The sequence below is a fragment of the Streptomyces sp. NPDC018026 genome, from assembly GCF_044327745.1.
Taxonomy (GTDB): domain Bacteria; phylum Actinomycetota; class Actinomycetes; order Streptomycetales; family Streptomycetaceae; genus Streptomyces; species Streptomyces rubrogriseus.
This window is the reverse complement of the sequence record NZ_JBIRFY010000018.1, coordinates 87820-103025: the sequence shown is the minus strand read 5'-3', so window position 1 is coordinate 103025 and position 15206 is coordinate 87820. Positions and strand designations below refer to the sequence as shown.

Here is a 15206-nt window from a genome sequence, read left to right as displayed (position 1 = left end):
TTGTCCCAGCGAGTCGGGTGGTGGGTGGGCACAGGCCGGGGTCCAGGGGCGGGAGCCCCTGGCGGGGCGCGGGGCGGAGCCCCGCACGGCAGGGCAGCGCCGGGTGCCCACCCCCGCGCTCTAAGACACCCGCACGACCAACGCCGTGGCCACCGCCATCAGCCCTTCCCCCCGCCCGGGGAACCCCAGCCCGTCCGTCGTCGCCCCCGACACGGACACCGGCGCCCCCACCGCCGCGGAGAGCACCGCCTCCGCCTCGTCCCGCCGCTTGCCGATCTTCGGCCGCGCCCCGACCACCTGCACCGCGACGTTCCCGATCCGGAACCCCCGCGCCCGCACGATCCGCGCCGCCTCCGTCAGCAGCGTCACCCCGGACGCCCCGGACCACTCCGGCCGCCCGGTGCCGAAGTGCCGGCCCAGGTCCCCGGCCCCCGCCGCGGAGAACAGCGCGTTGCACGCCGCGTGCGCGACGACGTCCGCGTCGGAGTGCCCGGCCAGCCCGGTCCCCTCGCCCTCCCACTTCAGCCCGGCGCACCACAGCTCACGCCCGTCCTCGAAGGCGTGGATGTCCGTACCGATCCCGACCTGCGGCAGCAGCAGCCGCTGCCCCTGCTCGCCCGACTCAGAACCCATCGTTCAGCCTCCTGCGCGCCAGTACCGCCTCCGCGAGCACCAGGTCCAGCGGACGCGTCACCTTGAACGCCTCCTCGTGCCCCGGCACCACCACCACGGCGAGCCCCAGCCGCTCGACCATGCCGGCGTCGTCGGTGACGTCGTCGGTCACCGTCCCGTGGGCCCGCACCAGCGTCGCGCGCTCGAAACCCTGCGGGGTCTGCACCGCGCGCAGCCGCGCCCGCTCGGGCGTGGCCACCACCTGCTCCGGCCCGCCCGGCGCCGCCGCGGGCTCGACCTGCTTGACGGTGTCGGCGAGCGGCACCGCCGGCACCACCGCGGGCGCGCCCTGCCGTACGGCGTCGATCACCGCGTCCACCGTGTCCACCGGCACCAGCGGCCGGGCCGCGTCGTGCACGAGGACGATGCCGTACTCGTGCGGCAGCACGTCCAGGCCGAGCCGTACCGACTCCTGCCGGGTCTCGCCGCCGGGCACCACGACGAAGTCCGTCCGCTCGGGCAGCGCGTGCGCGTCGAGGAGGCTCTTGACCTCGCCCGCGCCGTCGGGCGGGGCGACGACCACGACGAGGGAGACAGCGCGGGAGGCGGCCATCGCCCGGACCGCGTGGATGAGCATCGGCGTGCCGCCCAGCGCGCGCAGAGCCTTGGGCGCACCCGGACCGAGCCGCACGCCCCGGCCCGCTGCCGGGATCACGGCGGCGGTCCTGGCGTGCGGACGGTCCGCGGCGGACGTCTCCGCGGACGTCTCCGTGGACGTCTCCGCAGGCGTCTCGACGGGTGAGGGACGCGATTCGTCAGACATCGGTTCCTGTCAGGTTTGTGTGCTCGACCTAGTTGGGTATGGCCTCACCGTGCCGGGCGCGATGCCTTGACCGGACCCTTCCGTGACCCTGGTCGAGCCAGCAGCCCGGGCCCGGCACGCCAGGACCCGGGGAAACCTCCCGGGATGAGCGTACGAGGATCATCGGCATCCGGACGTCCGGATGCCGGAAACCGCGTCCGGGTACGAACATGCCGCAGCGCCCGGCGACAGCAAGGATGTCATCGGGCACCGCGGCATTTCAGTGCGCTGAACCGAATGGGTGACGGTCTGCGCCTCGCCTCGGATCCAGTCGGATCAGGAGGCGAGCACCTCGTCGAGCAGGGCCTCCGCCTTGTCCTCGTTGGTGTTCTCCGCGAGAGCCAGCTCGCTCACCAGGATCTGGCGGGCCTTGGCGAGCATCCGCTTCTCACCTGCGGAGAGTCCGCGCTCGCGCTCGCGGCGCCACAGATCGCGCACGACTTCCGCGACCTTGATGACGTCGCCGGAGGCGAGCTTCTCCAGGTTTGCCTTGTAACGACGCGACCAGTTCGTGGGCTCTTCGGCGTACGGCGCGCGCAGTACTTCGAAGACCCGGTCCAGCCCGTCCTGACCGACCACATCACGCACGCCGACGAACTCCGCATTGTCCGCTGGCACACGTACCGTCAGGTCGCCCTGGGCGACCTTCAGCACCAAGTAGGTCTTGTCCACGCCTTTGATCTGGCGAGTTTCGATAGCCTCGATCAGCGCGGCCCCGTGATGGGGATAGACCACGGTGTCGCCAACCTTGAACGTCATGTGACAGGTACCCCTTCCGTGGCTATCCAGGGTAACACGGAAACGGCGTCTTCTGAATGGCGTTTTCGCAGGTCAGGGCATATCTCGGGGCTTGACAACAGCAACAGGAACGTGCTGCGCCGGGCGAGCGGAAGAAAGTATTCGCAGGTCGGAGCAGCTCTCCAGGCCGGTCGAAACACGCACGTCACACACGTCCGGAGCCCTCGCCACCCGCCCGAAGATCCCGATATGTCGGGTTCCGCGTGTGCGACTTCCGCTACTCCGTTCGGAGGCCACGGCAGGGTTCCGGACGAATCCGGAATTGATCACGACGCGCCCCCGGCCGTCCCGCGGGTGATCAAATTCCTGGCCGTCCGCGCATTCCTTCACGGAAATTTCGCGTACCGATCCCGACCTGTATGGCGGAGGGCTTCATAGCTGAATGTCGGACGAGTACGAGCCGCTAAACGGCCCACCGGAACAACACGCACCGGCGCCCCGACCGTGCGGGAACGGCGCCCGCGGCGCACCGGTACCGCGCCTCCCCTTCGCGCCTTCCTCCCGTCCCGTGCCGCCCCCGCGCCTACCGCCTGCCGAGCGAAGCCGGATGTCTTCGGGGAGGGTCGGGTGCGGCGGCTCAACAACGGCTCGGTAGCCTGAGGCCGCTGACAGCCACTTAGGGCGGCTTTATCCGTTGCCGCCACCCCGCTCGAGTCCAAGGAGTTGCCGCCGCCGTGAGCAGCAGCCTTCGACGCGGTGCCCTCGCCGCCGCCGCCATCGCGTTCTCGATCGCCTCGCTCGCCGCGTGCGGCGCCGGTCACAACGCCCAGACGCTGGAGATCAAGCCGGACAACGCTGCGACGTCCGTGGGCGACATCAAGGTCCAGAACGCGGTCGTCATCACCCAGCCCGACCTGGAGTCGACCGGCCCGGCCGCGGTCTCCGCCACCCTGTTCAACAGCGGTGACAAGGACCAGACCCTCGAGTCCGTCACCGTGGCCGGAACCGACAAGTCCGCCGAGCTGAAGCCCGCCAAGGGCGAGACGGGCGACCTGACCGTCCCGGCCGGCGGGCGCCTGATCCTCGGCGGCAAGGACAACGCCGCGGCGGTCCTGCCCAGCAGCCGCGAGGCGATCCAGGACGGCAACGCGCAGAAGATCACCTTCAACTTCAGCGAGACCGGCGCCGTGAGCCTGCGCGCGTTCGTCGTCCCCGCGGAGAGCTACTACTCCGGGTGGGGCCCGAGCGAGACCCCGGCGGCCCCGGGCGCCTCCGCGCAGCCCTCCGGGGACGCCTCCGCACAGACCTCGGGCGAGCCGGCGGACGGCGAGGCCTCGGGCACCCCGGCGGACGGCGAGACGGCCCCCGGAACGGACGAGTCCACCGGTGGGGCCACCGGCGACACGGACCAGACCGGCACGGGCACCGGCACCGACACGGGCACGGGCACCGAAACCGGCCACTGAGCCCCGTACGGACGCACCGGCGTACGGCGAAGGGCGGGACCTCTCCGTGAGGTCCCGCCCTTCGCCGTGTCCGGTGGGCCGGCCTACGGCTCGAACTTGTATCCCAGCCCGCGCACCGTCACCAGGTACCGCGGCGCGCCCGGGTCGGGCTCGATCTTGGCGCGCAGCCGCTTGACGTGGACGTCGAGGGTCTTGGTGTCACCGACGTAGTCGGCGCCCCAGACCCGGTCGATCAGCTGCATGCGGGTCAGCACGCGGCCCGCGTTGCGCAGCAGCATCTCCAGCAGGTCGAACTCCTTCAGCGGCAGGTCGACCTTGGTGCCGCCCACGGTCACCACGTGCCGGTCCACGTCCATCCGGACGGGCCCGGCCTCCAGGGCGGCCGGGGCGACCTCCTCCGGCTCGCCGCGCCGCCGCAGTACGGCACGGATGCGGGCGACCAGCTCGCGGGAGGAGAAGGGCTTGGTGACGTAGTCGTCGGCCCCTATCTCCAGCCCGACGACCTTGTCGATCTCGCTGTCCTTGGCGGTCACCATGATCACGGGAACGTTCGAGCGGCCGCGCAGCTGGCGGCAGACCTCGGTGCCCGGCAGGCCGGGCAGCATCAGGTCGAGGAGCACGAGGTCGGCGCCGTTGCGCTCGAACTCGTCGAGTCCGTCGGGGCCGGTGGTCGCGATGGCGACCTCGAAGCCCTCCTTGCGGAGCATGTACGACAGGGCGTCGGAGAAGGACTCCTCGTCCTCGACGACGAGCACACGGGTCACGGAAGGACCTCCGGGGCAGGAAACGTTTCGTACGTGGATGTATGGGGGGAATGCGGGGACGAGGACGACCGCTCGGTCTCGTCGCTGAGCCCGGCGCGGTCGGACCGCCGCTGCGCGCGGTCGCGGGCCAGGCCCGCCTCCGGCAGTCGCAGGGTGAACGTGGAGCCCTGGCCTTCGGCGCTCCACACCGTGACCTCCCCGCCGTGCGAGGCGACCACGTGCTTGACGATCGCGAGACCCAGACCGGTGCCTCCGGTGGCCCGCGAGCGGGCCGGGTCCACGCGGTAGAAGCGCTCGAAGACGCGCTCCTTGTCCTTCTCCGAGATGCCGATGCCCTGGTCGGTCACGGCGATCTCGATCAGGTCGCCGCCGGGGGCGGCGACGCGGCGGGCGGCTATGCCGACGCGGGTGCGGGCCGGCGAGTAGTTGACGGCGTTCTCGACGAGGTTGCCGAGGGCGGCGGCGAGCTGGCCGCGGTTGCCGCGCACGTGCAGATCCGCCGTGCCTCCGGCGGCCATGGTGATCTGCTTGGTGCCGGCCGCGTGCCGGCAGCGGTCGATGGCCTCGGCGACCAGCTCGTCCACCCGGACGGGCTCGGCGTCGTCGAGGGGGTCGTCGTTCTGCACCCGGGACAGGTCGATGAGCTCCTGCACCAGGTTCGTCAGCCGGGTCGCCTCGATCTGCATCCGCCCGGCGAACCGCTCCACGGCCTCCGGGTCGTCCGCCGCGTCCATCACGGCCTCGGACAGCAGCGAGAGGGCCCCCACCGGCGTCTTCAGCTCATGGCTCACGTTGGCGACGAAGTCGCGCCGTACCGCCTCGATACGGCGGGCCTCGGTGAGGTCCTCGACCAGCAGCAGCACCAGCCGCGAGCCGAGCGGCGCGACGCGGGCGGAGACGGCGAGGGCCTCCCCCCGCCCGTTGCCGCGCCGGGGCAGGTCCAGCTCGACCTGCCGTATCTCTCCGTCCCGCCGGGTGTCCCTGGCCATCTGCAGCATCGGCTCGACGGCGAGCCTGCCGCCCCGGACCAGGCCGAGGGCGTACGCCGCCGAGCTGGCCTTGACCACCGCGTCGGCCTCGTCGAGGACGACGGCGGAGGAGCGCAGCACGGAAAGGACGGTGTCGACACCGGGCGGCAGCACGGGGTCGGTGTGGAGCGAGGTGCGGGTGGGGCGCTTCTGCTCCCGTTCGCTCCAGCGGAACGCCAGCATGGCGATGACGCCGGTGAGTACTCCGGCGATCGCTGCCACTGCGGCGACCGCCGCGTTCACGTCCATGTCTCCAGGTTAGGCACGGCGAACCGTCCGGCCCCAGCCATCCGGGTGCGACCTCGAACACTCGTCGCCCAGAGTTCACCTTGGAGCCAGGGACGGTTCATTTGGGGTGCCGGAAACGGACGCGTACAGGCCGGAACGTGTAAGCGTGGGGGCACGGCGGGGGGCGCGAGGCCGTCCTCGAGCCCCCGAAACGGACGTACGAGAGGGAATCCTGATGCGGGACGCGTACCACGAGGAACTTGATTCGATCGGTGACGGTCTGGTGGAGATGGCCCGGCTGGTCGGCTCGGCCATCGGACGCGCCACGACCGCGATCCTCGACTCCGACCTGAAGCTGGCCGAGGCCGTCATCGAGGCGGACCAGAAGGTCGACGACCTCCAGCACGAGCTGGAGGCCCGGGCGATAACCCTGCTGGCCCGCCAGCAGCCGGTGGCCACCGACCTGCGGATCGTCGTCACCTCGCTGCGGATGTCGGCCGACCTGGAGCGTTCGGGCGACCTGGCCCAGCACGTGGCCAAGCTGGCCCGGCTGCGCTACCCGGAGCGGGCGGTGCCGCACGACCTGCACGCGACCATCCTGGAGATGGGCCAGCTCGCGCAGCGCCTGATGGCGAAGGCGGCCGAGGTGATCATCACCAAGGACGTCGACCTGGCCCTCCAGCTGGAGCAGGACGACGACGCGATGGACCTCCTGCACCGCACGCTCTTCCAGCACCTGATGGACGACCGCTGGAAGCACGGCATCGAGACGGCGGTGGACGTCACCCTCCTGGGCCGCTACTACGAGCGCTACGCCGACCACGCGGTCGCGGTCGCCAAGCGGGTGGTCTACCTGGTCACGGGCGAGCACGCGGACGACCTCCAGGCGGACATCCAGCCGGCGACGCAGGTCGAGGGGGCCTGAGCGCACCCGCGCGGAGCGCAGCGGGGGCGCGCGTTCGCCCCAGTGCGCCGTTGATGCGACGGCCACTCGGGGCGTGCAATGGACTCAGGACCCCGGGGCCCGGACCCAGGGCCCCAGGCACCCGCTTCCAGGAGGAACCATGGCCGATTCCCCCAGCACGAAGCCCGACCCCGCACAGGAGCGCCCCACCGAGCAGCCGACCGAGATCCGCAGCCTCCCGCTGATCGCCGCGTGCGGCTGCGGCTCGGGCTGCGGCTGCGGCTGCCAGTCGGGCAGCCCGTGCCAGTGCGGCTGACGCGGACCGTGGTGTGACGGCCGGGGTCGCCCCGGCCGCCATACGGGCGCACCCTGGAAGCAGGACCCTGAAGGGGGTGCGAGGCGCCATGGCTCACTTCATGGACGTACACCGCGGGATGCACGGCATCACCTCGGACCAGTTGCACCAGGCCCACCAGGCCGATCTCGCCGTGGAGAAGGACGAGAACGTCCACTTCGAACAGGCGTGGGCGGACCCGGCCTCCGGCACGATCTACTGCCTCTCCGAGGGGCCGTCGGCCGAGGCGGTCCAGCGCGTGCACGAACGCGCGGGGCACAAGGCGGACGAGATCCACGAAGTCCCCCTGTCGGTCTAGGCCGGACAGGCCTCCCGCAGGCGGGTACCGCGTCGCCCCGGACTTGAGTACGGGTACTCAGGCCCGGGGCGGGCTCCCGGTCGACCCTGGTTCAGGAGCACGACCACGACCACCACCCCGGGGAGCCCGGATCCCATGAACAGCAGCACCCAGCCGAACAACGCCCGCCCCGACGCGACCGACGGGACCGCCCGGATACGCAGCCTCGTCCGCCTGACCCTGGCCAACCGCGTCTCGGCGGTGTACCTCACCGTGGTCGGCGGCGCGATGGCGGTCGCCGCGGCGCAGCCCCTCTTCGGGACCGGCCCCGACGCGTCCCTCGTGTGGGTCTGGCCGGCCCTGTTCACCTTCCCGGCCTTCGGCTTCGTGGCCTGGCTCGGCGAGGCGGGCTGGGGCGGCGACGCCCCGACGTGGTTCTTCGTCGGCGGCATCGTGCTCTCGGCGCTCGTCCAGTCGCTGGCCCTGGGGTCGGTGTGGCGGGCCCTGCGGGGGCGCCGGGGCAACCGCGGCCACCTGACGGCGGCGCACTGACCCCGCCCCCTCCCCCGCCGCCGCGGCCTCCGTCTGCTTCCGGGCCGGACGCGGATGCGAGAGTGGCCCCATGACGGCACCAGGAGCCACGGGCGTGGCGGTCGACGAGGTCGAGGACATCGCGGTGGACGGGCTGCGCCGGCTGACGGGGGCGGCGCGGGAGACCCCCGGCGGCGGCCTCGCCTGGCCGGTGAGGCCCTCGGACGACGCCGTCGAGCCGATGCTCTACAACGGCACGGCCGGAAACGTCCCCGTGCTCCTGGAGGCGTGGCGGCACTTCGGCGACGACGCGTACGCCGACACCGCCCTGCGCGCGGCCCGGGACCTGGCCGCCCGGGTCGACGACCTGGAGGACGACTCCCTGTACTTCGGCCGCACGGGACTCGCCCTGGTCCTGCGGACCGTCCACGCCGAACTGGGCGACCCGGCGTCGGGCGAGGCCGCCGACCGCGCCCTGCGCCTGGTCCGCTCCCGCTTCGACGGCACCCGCTGGGGCGAACTCTTCGAGCTGATGGGCGGCAACGCGGGCATCGGCCTGGGCGCCCTCCTGGCCGGCGACGCCGAGCTGGCCGTCCTCGCCGTGGAGCCGTACCTGCGTACGGCGGAGCAGACCGCGCACGGCGTCCACTGGCCGCACCGCACCGGCGTCGTCTCCCGCCTGCACCACGTCTCGCACGGCACCCTCGGTATCGCCCTGGCCCTCGCCCGCGTCGGCGGCGCCACCGGCCGCCGGGATCTGCTCGACCTGGCGCTGGCCGCGGCGGCCGACGTCGTGTCCCGCGACTCCGCCGGCCCCGACGGCTTCCTGGCCCCGCACTCCACCCCGCAGTTCCTCCCGGACCTGATCGACCCGGTCAGCTACGGCTGGTGCCACGGCCCCTCCGGCGACGCCCAGCTCTTCCGCACCCTGCGCGACGTCACGGCCGACCCCGCCTGGACCGCGCTGGCCGACCGCTGCTGGCACACGGTGACCCACTCCGGGCTCCCCCGGCGGCTGCGCCCCGGCTTCTGGGACAACAACGGCCGCTGCTGCGGCACCGCGGGTGTCCTGGCCCTGGCCTGCGACCGGATCGCCGAGCAGCGGGACGCCTTCGACTTCGCCGACGTCCTGGTCACGGACCTGACCGCCCGCGCCACCCGGGACCGCAAGGGCGCCCACTGGTCCAACGTCGACTTCCGCTCCACGCCGTCCGAACTCGAACCGCAGCTCGGCTGGGCGATGGGCAACGCGGGAATCGTCCGCGAACTGCTCCGCTACGTACGCCTGGCCCGCGGCGGCGACCCCGGGTACGCCTTCACCTGGCCGGACCAGCCGCCGGTGTCGCTGCCCGCCTGACCGGACCGAACCGGAGCGATCGGGCGCTGCGGGGACACCCCCTGCCACGGTGGATGCCGAAGGGAGGCCGCATGATCTCGGCACTGAACCGCCTGGTCGACCTGGTCGAGGACCGCCTCGGCGAGGAGCCCGACGTCCCCGCGCTGGCCGCGGGGCTCGGCACGACCGAGTACCACCTGCGCCGGATGTTCTCGTCGCTGGCGGGCATGCCGCTGTCGGAGTACGTCCGCCGGCGCCGCATGACGGTGGCCGCCGCCGACGTCGTACGGGGCGAGGACGACCTGCTGACCATCGCCGTCCGGTACGGCTACGGCTCGACGGAGGCGTTCGGACGCGCGTTCCGGTCGGTCCACGGCGCCGCCCCGCGCGACGTACGCCGCGACGGCGGCCCCCTTCGGACACAGCCGCAGCTCAGGTTCCGCCTGACCGTCGAAGGGAGCACCCCCATGGACACCCGCTTCACCGACCGCCCCGCGTTCCGCCTGATCGGCCACGCGACCCGCGTCCCCCTCATCCACGAGGGCGTCAACCCGCACATCCAGCGGCACATCGCCGCACTCCCCCAGGAGGCCCACGCCCGCCTGAAGTCCCTCGGCGACACGGACCCGGCCGGCCTGCTCCAGGTCACCGACGACGTGGCCCAGGACAGCCCGGAGGGCACCGAACTGACCTACCTCCACGGCGTGGCCGTCACCACCGGCACCCCGGCCCCCGACGACCTCGACGCCATCGAGGTCCCGGCGGGCACGTGGGCGGTCTTCCGCAGCTCGGGCGCCTACCCGGACGCCCTCCAGACCACCTGGGCGGCCACCGCGGCCGAGTGGTTCCCCTCCAACCCGTGGCGCCTGCGCCCCGGCCCGTCGATCGTCTCCGTCCTGGACCGCGCGGACGACTTCACGACGGCGACAACGGAACTGTGGCTCCCGGTGGAACCGGCCTGAGGACGAGCCGCTCAGACCGCCCGCAGCTCGTCCGCCAGTTCACCCTGAGCCCTGGCCGGGCCCCGCGCAGCGGAGTGCTAGCTTCCGGAGCCATGACGGACAGCGTGTACGTGGGCAACGCGGGCGAGGACGCGGCACTGGACCGGGGATGGCTGCTGGGGCACTTCAAGGACCCCTCCGGCCCTCGGCACAGCGAGGACGTCGAGATCAAGTGGGGCGTCCATCCGAAGGGGGACGAGCGCGCCCATTGGGTCACCGGCGAAGACCGCACCGCGCTACAGGTCCTCGTCAGCGGACGCTTCCGGGTGGACTTCCCCGGCCGCAGCGTCGTACTGGCCGAACAGGGCGACTACGTCGTGTGGGGCAGGGGCGTCGACCACTCCTGGTACGCGGAGGAGGAGTCCGTGGTCCTGACGGTGCGGTGGCCGTCCGTGCCCGGGTACGCGGTCGCCGAGCGGGACGGCTCCGGTGCGCAGGACGCCGGGAACTGAAAGTCCGCTCGGCGGCGGCGGAGACCCCATACTCTGAGCGCCCGTCCGCACTGCCTGGGGGAGAAATGACCAGTAGGTTCACGGAGTTGGTGCTCGACTGCCGCGATCCGGAGCGGCTCGCGGCCTTCTGGTGCGCGGTCCTGGACTTCAAGGTGATCGACAGGGGCGAGGGCAAGGTCGAGATCGGCTCCTGGGAGCCGACGGTCGAGGAGGTCCGCGCCCACCAGATGCCGCCCACGATCGTCTTCATCCGGGTGCCGGAGGGCAAGACCGTGAAGAACCGGCTCCACCTGGACGTCAGCCCGATCGACGGCAGCACCGAAGACGAGGCGGCCAGGCTCCTCGCCCTCGGCGCCACCAAGGTGGACGTGGGCCAAGGACCCGGCCGGAGCTGGGTGGTCATGGCGGACCCCGAGGGCAACGAGTTCGACGTCGTGCGCAGCCTGGCACCGTCTGATCGGAGGCTCCCCGCCGACTGCTCATGAGCGAGCCGTTGTCAGTGGCTACGGCTAGGGTCGCGGACGCGTGGTCGGCATCCGAGGTGCCCAGCTCTGCAATGCGGCTGCATCCCCGGTTCTGTCTGGGGGCGGCCCGGGAACAGCCCGGGACCCAACCGACGGCCGGGCCTGGTCGATGGCCAAGAGCGAGACCTGCCAGCGCCGACCGCGCACCCATCAACGACGCGGGTGACCGACTTCCCCACCGCGATCCAGGGTGCGGCCGAGCAGGGGCAGCAGGCGTTCCCAGTGAAGCCGCAGCGCTGCGGCGTCGAAGGCGTCGGTGTCGGACATGGTGAAGCCGTGCACGGTACCGGGGTAGATCTCCGAGGTGTAGCCGACACCCGCCGCGTCCAGTGCCTGGTTCAGCTCGCCGAAGCCCTCCGGCGTCAAGTCGCTCTCGGCGTGGCCGAAGTGGACCTCGGCGGCCAGCTTGGCGAGGCTTTCGGGCCCGTCGGCCGCCACGGGAGCGTGGAACGCGGCGAGGGCCGCCACCCGGCCCGGGTGGGCCACCGCGGTGCGCGTAGCCAAGAGGCCGCCGATGCAGTAGCCGGTCACCGCGACCGGCCCCGGACCGACCTCGGGCTGAGCCGTGAGGAACGTGAGATAGGCGTCGGCGTCACGCAGGGCCCGTTCCGCCGTGTGCGCCTCGATCAAGGGCATCAGCTGGGCGAAGACCGCGTCCCGGGCCTCTTCTCCGATGTACTCGGGAAGCTCGACGACCGGCGCCGGGCCGTGCCGGTAGAAGTAGTTGGGCACGAGTACGTAGTACCCGTGCCCCGCCAGTTCGCGGGCCATCTCCCGCAGCACGGGCCGGATCCCGAAGCCGTCCCCGTACATCAGCACCCCGGGGTGCCGATCCCCGTCGCCCGGGAAGGCGGCGAACGCGTCGGCCTGTCCGTCCGCGGTCGGAATCTGCAGCGACTTGGTGGGCATGGATTCTCCTGTCGTGGTTGATGTGTCGAGCTTGTGATCAACACGACGGAGGCGGAGCCCGCGCGGCAGCGCCGGTTCCTCGGTCGGACAGCGGGCCCGCAGCGGGCCGTACGGCACTCAGAAGAGCACCGGGTCACCAATCCGTGTGTGGCGCGCGGCCGTCCCGGTAGTCATGACTCCAGAACATAGCCCAGTTCTCGACGGCACCGCTGGTACCGTCCCGCTTCCTCATTCCGACGGATAGATGTCCCCACCCCGCTCCATGCTTTCCTCTTCGCTCTGGCTCTGCAGCCTTCGGGCCTTCTCCTGGAGCCTCTTCCGCTCGTCGGGGTCGCTGGTCCGTTCCGAGGCGGCCTTCAACTCCTGGGCCTTGTCGCGCATCTGCTGGAGCCGGGCGCGAGCTTCTCCACCTGCACTCATGTGATCCGTCCTCGCATCGTGAGCGGCAGTTGCGCACACCAGCGAATCACACACGGCTACCCTCCGCACCCGGAGCGCTACCCGCGCCGCTGTCGTCCTAAGACGCTGCGCGGCAACGACGGCGTACGTTCTACGGTGGTCGCGGACCGAAGGAGCGCCGCATGGCATACGTCGTGGAACTGATCCGCTATCCCGTCAAGGGGTGTGCGGGCACCTCGACGAGCGATGCGCTCCTGACCCCCGCGGGCCTCGCCCACGACCGCAGCTTCATGGTCATCAGCGAGGACGGAGTCTTCCGCACGCAACGTCGGCATCCCCGCCTCGCCCTGATCTGGCCCGCCGTCAGCGCCGACGGCACCCGGCTCACGCTCGACGCGGCCGACGGTGCGGACGGTGCCGACGGCTCGGGCCGCTTCGGCACCCTGTGCCTCGACGTGACGACATCCGCGCCGCGCCGCGAAGTCGATCTGTTCGGCACCGCTTTCCAGGGCATCGACCAGGGTGGCGAAGCCGCCGCCTGGCTGTCGGAGTTCCTCGGCACCCCCAGCCGTCTGGTCCGCGTGCCGCCGGAGCACGACCGCATCACCGACGGCCTGACCCCCGGCCCGTCCGGCTACGCCGACAGCAGTGCGGTGCACCTGCTGTCCCGCGCCTCCCTCGCCCTGCTCAACCAGCGGATGGCCGAACGCGGCGCCCCGGCCCTGCCGATGAACCGCTTCCGCCCGAACATCGTCGTCGACAGCGACTGGGCGGCCCTACCGCACGCCGAGGACCGCGCACGCCGCATCTCCATCGGCGGTGCCGAGTTGGGCTACGCCAAGCTCGCGGTGCGCTGTGCCGTCACCCTCGTTGAGCAGGAGGCCGGAGCAAGGCGGGGCCCGGAGCCGCTGCGCACCCTCGCGAGCTACCGACGGGCGGCAGGCGGCGGCGTGGTGTTCGGCGCGAAGTTCTCGGTGATCACGCCGGGAAAGCTGTCGGTCGGCGACGAGGTCGTCGTACAGGCGTGGGAGTCTGGGGCGGGCATGAGGAGTTGATGACGATGCCGGAGCAGCCTCGATCGCCGTACAGAGGGGTCACGAAGCGGGCGGCGCGGATCGCCGACGAGCAGGAATACGGCGCCTGCCACGCCTCGTACCGCGTGAACCGCGCCCACGACCAGGACATGGCCGTCGGCGTGCTGATGCTGCCGGTCGTCGCAGCCGTGTTCCTCACGATGGCGTGGACGGCGACCCCGTGGCACGGCACCTACTTCGACCACTGGGAGAGGCTCACCGTCACGGCCGTGCTCGTCTCCGGCCTCTCCGGGCTGGTGTGCCTCGTGCTGACCGTCTGGCTGGCGGTGCCGCTGATCATCGGCCGGTTCCGGGCCGGGGGCGCGTGGGTGCACGTCTACGAGCACGGCGCCATCGCGGAACGCGAGCGGGGCAGCCTCTACGCGTGGCCGCACAAGGACGCCACCGTGCGGTTCGTCTCCTGGGACGAGCCCTGGGACACGGGTACGCGGCGGCGCCCGCAGCTCTGGGTCACGTTCCTCGTGGGCGGGGAGATGATCTGCTTCGACGGGCGCACCGGGGAGGATCGTGCGGCCCTGTCCGAACTCGCCGTGGCACTCCGCGCCGGTGAGGAAGCCGAGGAAATAGGGGTCCTGCGGGCCGTGGACGCGCCGGTGCCGTTCTAGGCACGGTCTCCTGCTCGCCCGGGCCCGAGACGGCCCAGCTTCACCAAGAAGCCCCCGCCCTGCCAGGAAACAGCAGGTCGGGGGCTCGCTGGTGTCGGGTTACTTCTTCTTGCCCTGGGTTTCGACCGCCCGTATTTTGGCCCTGGTCAACCAAGGCTGCACCGCACCTGACCTGCGGTACGGCGGTTGTTGGTGGTCGTTGCCTGTCGTTGCTTGTTGTCCTCGGAGGTTCCAGACAGGTTCCGGCTTCCTGCCTGCTCAGGTATCTGTCTGAGCGGCCTGGTACGCCTCGTATTGCGACCAGGCACGTTCGAGCGTCTCGATAGCCGCGTCGATGGCGCCGCGCTCTTCGAGGTAGTCGAGCTGGCCCTGCCTTCCCTTGCGTGAGGGCCAGTCGGGGTCGTTGGAGACGTCGCGCGCCAGATCTCCGATGGCCGTGCGGTGATCGGCGTGGGTCTTCAACCATGCAGTGAAGGTCTTCGGCTTGGGCATAGCAGCATCCTTCCGCCGCCGCGTCTGGGCTAACCCGCCCGCTTGTCGCTTGTCGCTTGTCTTGTCGCTTGTCCGCTCGCAGGTCAGAGCGCCAGACGTGTCCCGTACGTTGCTCTAGGGGTGCCGATCGCGCGACAAGCGACAAGCAACAAGCGGGCGGCACGCTTCCCCAAGGGTGGACCGGAAGCCGTGAGCGGCCCGTGGAGCGATTGCCCCCCGTCCCGACGGGTCAACACCCCTGAGAGAACACTGAGCCGTCAGAGGCCCCGTAGCGACGCTCCGTGAGGGAAGTTTCCGTCCTCGCGCGCGCACGCGTAAGGGCCTTTGCCAGAAACCGGGAAACCCGGAAACCGCAACTCAACGTGACCTGTGAGCCGCACGCTCGGGAGAGAAGGGCAAGAAGGAGCGGCCTACGGCCGCGAGTCTCTCGGCTCGCTCCGCTCGCGCGCCGGCCGCCGTGGGACGTGGGCCCGGTGCGCGGCTGCAGCGCCTACGGCCCGAGGACGGCCATTCAGGGCGGGCGACATCCACCCCCGCCCCTGGATTGCCGTCCTCGGGCCTCCCCAGGAGAGGACAGCACCCAGCCCCCCGCTGAAGAGCCTTCCTTCTCTCCTAGAGAGTTGAGGAAA

The 15206-nt window shown here is 71.6% G+C and carries 19 protein-coding genes; 11 read left to right on the top strand and 8 right to left on the bottom strand.

The window, feature by feature from the left end:
• Positions 1-120: 120 nt before the first annotated feature.
• The 3 genes from ispF to ACH4D3_RS36640 form a co-directional block, all read right to left on the bottom strand.
• On the bottom strand, positions 121-633 hold the full coding sequence (gene ispF, locus ACH4D3_RS36650; RefSeq protein WP_398331678.1) for a 2-C-methyl-D-erythritol 2,4-cyclodiphosphate synthase: 513 nt from the start codon (positions 631-633) through the stop codon (positions 121-123).
• On the bottom strand, positions 623-1435 hold the full coding sequence (gene ispD / locus ACH4D3_RS36645) for a 2-C-methyl-D-erythritol 4-phosphate cytidylyltransferase (RefSeq protein ID WP_398331676.1): 813 nt from the start codon (positions 1433-1435) through the stop codon (positions 623-625). The genes ispF and ispD overlap by 11 nt, the downstream gene beginning before the upstream one ends.
• A gap of 315 nt (positions 1436-1750) precedes the next feature.
• Entirely contained in the window at positions 1751-2233 is a 483-nt protein-coding gene (locus ACH4D3_RS36640; RefSeq protein WP_003953493.1) for a CarD family transcriptional regulator, read from the bottom strand.
• A 713-nt stretch (positions 2234-2946) separates the two neighbouring features.
• Between ACH4D3_RS36640 and ACH4D3_RS36635 the strand changes: the two genes are divergently transcribed.
• Complete coding sequence (locus tag ACH4D3_RS36635) at positions 2947-3678, top strand: DUF461 domain-containing protein (protein WP_398331673.1); 732 nt, start codon at positions 2947-2949, stop codon at positions 3676-3678.
• A gap of 83 nt (positions 3679-3761) precedes the next feature.
• Here ACH4D3_RS36635 and ACH4D3_RS36630 read toward each other — a convergent pair whose 3' ends face one another.
• Together ACH4D3_RS36630 and ACH4D3_RS36625 are read right to left on the bottom strand one after the other, a co-directional pair.
• The gene (locus ACH4D3_RS36630) at positions 3762-4442 is read right to left on the bottom strand and encodes a response regulator transcription factor (protein ID WP_003974745.1); all 681 of its coding nucleotides are present in this window, start codon (positions 4440-4442) and stop codon (positions 3762-3764) included.
• Positions 4439-5719, bottom strand: coding sequence for a sensor histidine kinase (locus ACH4D3_RS36625; protein ID WP_398331670.1), 1281 nt, complete (start codon positions 5717-5719; stop codon positions 4439-4441). Before ACH4D3_RS36625 ends, ACH4D3_RS36630 begins: the two co-directional genes overlap by 4 nt.
• Positions 5720-5933: 214 nt before the next feature.
• Here ACH4D3_RS36625 and phoU point away from each other — a divergent pair, with 214 nt between their 5' ends.
• The 8 genes from phoU (at position 5934) to ACH4D3_RS36585 (ending at position 11039) form a co-directional block, all read left to right on the top strand.
• Positions 5934-6623: a phosphate signaling complex protein PhoU gene (gene phoU, locus ACH4D3_RS36620; protein WP_031047766.1), complete on the top strand. Its 690-nt coding sequence runs from the start codon at positions 5934-5936 to the stop codon at positions 6621-6623.
• Positions 6624-6762: 139 nt separating this feature from the next.
• Positions 6763-6918 carry a hypothetical protein gene (locus tag ACH4D3_RS36615; protein WP_164883312.1) on the top strand — a complete coding sequence of 52 codons (156 nt, stop codon included), beginning with the start codon at positions 6763-6765 and terminating at the stop codon, positions 6916-6918.
• 88 nt (positions 6919-7006) lie between these two features.
• A complete protein-coding gene (locus tag ACH4D3_RS36610) occupies positions 7007-7255 on the top strand; it encodes an SCO4226 family nickel-binding protein (RefSeq protein ID WP_030868395.1) in 249 nt (82 codons plus the stop codon).
• A gap of 135 nt (positions 7256-7390) precedes the next feature.
• Positions 7391-7786 (top strand): SCO4225 family membrane protein, encoded by a 396-nt coding sequence (locus tag ACH4D3_RS36605; RefSeq protein WP_398331666.1) that lies wholly within the window; start codon positions 7391-7393, stop codon positions 7784-7786.
• 70 nt (positions 7787-7856) lie between these two features.
• Entirely contained in the window at positions 7857-9122 is a 1266-nt protein-coding gene (locus ACH4D3_RS36600; protein ID WP_398331663.1) for a lanthionine synthetase LanC family protein, read from the top strand.
• Positions 9123-9193: 71 nt separating this feature from the next.
• Positions 9194-10063: a GyrI-like domain-containing protein gene (locus ACH4D3_RS36595; protein ID WP_398331660.1), complete on the top strand. Its 870-nt coding sequence runs from the start codon at positions 9194-9196 to the stop codon at positions 10061-10063.
• Positions 10064-10155: 92 nt separating this feature from the next.
• Positions 10156-10554: a signal peptidase I gene (locus ACH4D3_RS36590; protein WP_398331657.1), complete on the top strand. Its 399-nt coding sequence runs from the start codon at positions 10156-10158 to the stop codon at positions 10552-10554.
• 65 nt (positions 10555-10619) lie between these two features.
• Positions 10620-11039, top strand: coding sequence for a VOC family protein (locus ACH4D3_RS36585; protein ID WP_398331654.1), 420 nt, complete (start codon positions 10620-10622; stop codon positions 11037-11039).
• 189 nt (positions 11040-11228) lie between these two features.
• Here the strand turns inward: ACH4D3_RS36585 and ACH4D3_RS36580 are convergent, their stop codons facing one another.
• Together ACH4D3_RS36580 and ACH4D3_RS36575 are read right to left on the bottom strand one after the other, a co-directional pair.
• Positions 11229-11987: a dienelactone hydrolase family protein gene (locus ACH4D3_RS36580; protein WP_398331651.1), complete on the bottom strand. Its 759-nt coding sequence runs from the start codon at positions 11985-11987 to the stop codon at positions 11229-11231.
• A gap of 228 nt (positions 11988-12215) precedes the next feature.
• Positions 12216-12407, bottom strand: coding sequence for a DUF6381 family protein (locus ACH4D3_RS36575; protein ID WP_164278581.1), 192 nt, complete (start codon positions 12405-12407; stop codon positions 12216-12218).
• Between the two features lie 161 nt (positions 12408-12568).
• Between ACH4D3_RS36575 and ACH4D3_RS36570 the strand changes: the two genes are divergently transcribed.
• Positions 12569-13441, top strand: a complete 873-nt coding sequence (locus ACH4D3_RS36570) for an MOSC domain-containing protein (RefSeq protein WP_398331648.1) — start codon at positions 12569-12571, stop codon at positions 13439-13441.
• A gap of 5 nt (positions 13442-13446) precedes the next feature.
• Positions 13447-14085: a hypothetical protein gene (locus ACH4D3_RS36565; protein WP_398331645.1), complete on the top strand. Its 639-nt coding sequence runs from the start codon at positions 13447-13449 to the stop codon at positions 14083-14085.
• 258 nt (positions 14086-14343) lie between these two features.
• Here ACH4D3_RS36565 and ACH4D3_RS36560 read toward each other — a convergent pair whose 3' ends face one another.
• Positions 14344-14577, bottom strand: coding sequence for a YozE family protein (locus ACH4D3_RS36560; protein ID WP_398331642.1), 234 nt, complete (start codon positions 14575-14577; stop codon positions 14344-14346).
• Between the last annotated feature and the right edge of the window lie 629 nt (positions 14578-15206).